Origin of the sequence: Barnesiella sp. WM24 (genome assembly GCF_004570975.1) — a bacterium.
Lineage (GTDB): Bacteria > Bacteroidota > Bacteroidia > Bacteroidales > Muribaculaceae > Muribaculum.
Genome location: NZ_SPPC01000036.1, coordinates 1 through 386, shown reverse-complemented (window position 1 = coordinate 386; position 386 = coordinate 1). Strand labels below are relative to the sequence as shown.

Genomic DNA, 386 nt, shown 5'->3' with positions numbered 1-386 from the left:
CGTTTGTCCGTTGGGAAAATGAGGTAAATACGTGCTTACCGGATCACTTGTCTGAAGTTTCCCCTTTTCCTCAAGCTGCAAAATAGCAGTTGCAATCAGCGCTTTTTGTGATGAACCGACATAAAAAGATGTCAATGGATTATTTTGAATGTAGTGTTTACGGTCAGCATAGCCAAAACCTTTATTTGTTACGATTTCTCCATTTCTGACAATCATGGCTGTTCCGCTGAAACCGATCTCTTTTAAATAATTGCTGATTTTTTGGTTTCGATCCACTGTTTTGATTTGTTCCTCTGATTTTTTGGCAGTTTTCTTTTTGACCTCTTTTTTCTGATCGGTATTTGAAACCGCTGCAGTTTCTTGAGATGGTTCGTTTTCTTCACTAT

1 protein-coding gene is annotated in these 386 nt (G+C 38.1%); it reads right to left on the bottom strand.

Translation table 11 applies throughout. The features are described from left to right. Nucleotides 1-386: serine hydrolase domain-containing protein (locus tag E4T81_RS15525; protein ID WP_135046161.1), on the bottom strand; the 386-nt coding region annotated here is incomplete at both ends.